Source organism: Mycobacterium sp. (assembly GCF_044370595.1).
Taxonomy (GTDB): domain Bacteria; phylum Actinomycetota; class Actinomycetes; order Mycobacteriales; family Mycobacteriaceae; genus Mycobacterium.
Genome location: NZ_JBILVF010000243.1, coordinates 1 through 3102, shown reverse-complemented (window position 1 = coordinate 3102; position 3102 = coordinate 1). Strand labels below are relative to the sequence as shown.

The following is a 3102-nucleotide window of genomic DNA, read 5'->3' as shown; positions in this document are numbered from 1 at the left end:
GAGCGCATCCTCGGCCGGGCGCAACGGCGACACCGCACGGGTGGAGTCGAGATGATCCCGACGTCGCACGTCGGCCAGAACGATTTCGTATTCATCGGCCAAGCCGGCGGCGATGTTCTGATCGTTGCGTCGGCGCGCGCGGGTCTCCGCGGAGGCGGTCAGGAAAATCTTGACGTCGGCACCGGGCAGCACCACCGTCCCGATATCACGACCCTCGACGACCACACTGTCGGGACAGTCGGCAAGCTCACGCTGAAGTTGGACCAGGCGCGACCGGACTGCGGGGACAGCCGCCACCGCCGACACCGCGCGAGTCACCTCCTCGCTGCGGATCTGCACCGACACGTCCTCCCCATCGAGGTAGGTCTGTTCGACCTGCGGATCAAAACCCACCGACAGCGGCACTTCAGCCGCCGCGGCGATAGCCTCTGCATCCTCCAGATCGATACCGGCCCGCAGCATGGCCAAGGTTGAGATTCGGTACATCGCCCCGGTATCGACGTAGCGCGCATCCAGCATATGCGCTAAACCCCTTGAAACACTTGACTTTCCGGTACCGGCAGGACCGTCGATCGCAATCACCACACCGCTCACATCCCGACCGCCTTGTACAATTCGCCGACCTCTTTACGGGTCAGGGCCCGGATACTGCCCGGCCGCTGCTCACCCAGACTGACCGCGCCCACGTCGGTTCGAACCAGCGCCTGCACCGGAAATCCCACTGCCGCGAGCATTCTGCGGACAATATGCTTCCTACCCTCGTGCAGGGTCACCCGCACCAGGGTCTTGCCTGGAACGGCGTCCACCACAGCGAAATCATCCACCCGCACCGGACCGTCCTCGAGATCAACACCGGAACGCAGGGTCTTGCCCAAGCCGCGCGGCACCGAACCGGCGACCGTGGCCAAGTACGTTTTCGACACCTCGAAGGACGGGTGCATCAGTCGATGCGCCAGTTCGCCGTCGTTGGTCAGCAACAGCAACCCTTCGGTGTCGGCGTCGAGTCGGCCGACGTGGAACAGCTTCTGGTTACCGCGCACCCGATGCTCGACGAGATCCCCGATACACGGCCGGCCGCGGTCATCGGACATCGTCGAGTGCATCCCACGGGGCTTATTCACCGCGAGATACACCATCGAGTCGTCGAGAACGATCCTGCTGCCGTCGACCCGGATATCGGCGGTATCCGGATCTACCCGGGTGCCGAGTTCGGTCACGGTGCGGCCGTTCACCTCCACCCTGCCGTCGGTGATCATCCGCTCGGCAACACGCCTGGAGGCGATGCCGGCCTGCGAAAGCACTTTCTGCAGCCGGACGCCTTCCTGATCGGGCACCGGACTCAACTGTCGCTGGTGTCGACATCGAAGGCGACCGGCGTTTCGGTTTGCGACTCCCCGGCCAGTTTCGCGAAACGCGGCTCGCTGTCCAGGCTTTCGCTCAGATCGTCGATCACGTCGACATCCGGCAGCAGCGGCGCGATGTCCGGCAGATCCGCAAGTGAAGACAAGCCAAGCCGTTCCAGAAAGAGTTCCGTGGTGGAAAACGTCGTCGCCCCCGTATCGGGGTCGTTACCCGCCTCCGTGATCAGCCCCCGCGCGACCAACGTGCGCATCACGGCGTCCACATTCACCCCACGCACCGCGCTCACCCGCGCCCTGGTGACCGGTTGGCGGTAGGCAACCACGGCGAGGGTCTCCAACGCGGCACGGGTCAGCTTGGAGCGCGCCCCGTCCATCAGCAATCGTTCGACATAGGGGGCGTACCGGGCGCGGGTGTACATCCGCCAGCCGCCGCCGGCTTCGCGCAGTTCGATGCCGCTCTGGCGGGCGGTGAAGTCCTCCGCCAATCGTTCCAGGATCTCGGTGACGCGGTGGACCGGCTGCTCGGTGGCCGCCCCCAGCGCCTCAGCGCTCACCGGGGTGTCGACCACGAGCAGCAGGGCTTCCAGCACCCGAGCCAACTCCTCGTCGTCGACGTCGTCGACGTAGACGGTGTCGAGCTCCGACTCCTCGGTGCCTTCACCGCTGTATTCCTGGCCAGCTTCTACGGTCATTGCTCTTCCCACTCGGCTCTAACCAGCTCTTCGTTCGCCAAACGGTTTCCGGTCCACGAAACCTGAAGCACACCAAGCGGTTCTGATTGCTCGAATGCTACCGCCCGGGCGCGATAGAGCTCGAGCAGCGCCAAGAACCGCCCGACGATCTGGATGGGCTCGGAGCAGTCGGCGACCAGATCCGAAAACGACGCCCAATGCCCTCTGCCGCGACGCTCGAGCAACTCCATCAACCGCTCCGCCTGCTCGGGCACCGACACCCGGGAGGCATGCAGGTGATCGGTTCCCACGGTCGGAACCGGTCGCGGGGTGAACGCTGAAGCCGCGATCTCCGCGAAGGTCATCGGATCCACGCCGAGCATCACTTCGGGAAGCAGATCAGCGAACCGGTCCTCCAAGGCAACCGACCGTGGGTAGCTGCGCAGTGCCGCAGCCTCCAATTCGGCGAACATCTCGGCGACATGCTTGAACGCCCGATACTGCAGCAATCGGGCGAACAGCAGGTCGCGGACCTCCAGCAGGGCAAGGTCCTCGGCGTCCTCCACCTCTGCGGCCGGCACCAGTCGCGCCGCTTTGAGATCCAGCAGGGTGGCGGCGATCACGAGGAAGGTGGTGGTCTCGTCGAGTTCGAGTTCACGACCGATTTCACGGGTGTAGGCGATGAACTCGTCGGTCACCGCATGCAGAGCAACCTCGGTGACGTCCAAACGGCGGGCGAAGATCAGCTGCAACAGCAAGTCGAATGGACCTTCGAAGTTGGTCAGCCGGACCCGAAAGCCCTTCTCGGAGCGTGTGTCGGGGCCTGTCTGTGAGCCGTCGTCGGAGACCTGCGCAGGCCCCTGATCCGTCATGGATTCGGTAGTCACTTGCCGAAGCGGTCGATGACCTCGCGGGCCAACGCACGGTATGCCTGCGCGCCGCCTGATTTCGGGGCCCATGTGGTGATCGGCTCCCCCGCGACGCTGGTCTCCGGGAATCGGACGGTTCGAGTTATGACAGTGTCGAAGACGAGTTCGCTGAATCGTTCCAGTACCCGCGCCATCACTTCC

The 3102-nt window shown here is 64.6% G+C and carries 5 protein-coding genes; all 5 read right to left on the bottom strand.

Translation table 11 applies throughout. The annotated features are described in order from the left end of the window. The coding region (gene cmk / locus ADBZ5N_RS18310) for a (d)CMP kinase (protein WP_526259937.1) at positions 1–594 on the bottom strand (594 nt) is incomplete at its 3' end. Further along, positions 591–1343 (bottom strand): pseudouridine synthase, encoded by a 753-nt coding sequence (locus ADBZ5N_RS18305; RefSeq protein WP_526259935.1) that lies wholly within the window; start codon positions 1341–1343, stop codon positions 591–593. The genes cmk and ADBZ5N_RS18305, both read right to left, overlap by 4 nt. Continuing rightward, the gene (scpB, locus tag ADBZ5N_RS18300; protein WP_526259933.1) at positions 1340–2053 is read right to left on the bottom strand and encodes an SMC-Scp complex subunit ScpB; all 714 of its coding nucleotides are present in this window, start codon (positions 2051–2053) and stop codon (positions 1340–1342) included. Before scpB ends, ADBZ5N_RS18305 begins: the two co-directional genes overlap by 4 nt. Beyond that, a complete protein-coding gene (locus ADBZ5N_RS18295; protein WP_526259931.1) occupies positions 2050–2904 on the bottom strand; it encodes a segregation/condensation protein A in 855 nt (284 codons plus the stop codon). The genes scpB and ADBZ5N_RS18295 overlap by 4 nt, the downstream gene beginning before the upstream one ends. Positions 2905–2915: 11 nt before the next feature. Next, the coding region (locus ADBZ5N_RS18290; protein WP_526259929.1) for a ParA family protein at positions 2916–3102 on the bottom strand (187 nt) is incomplete at its 5' end.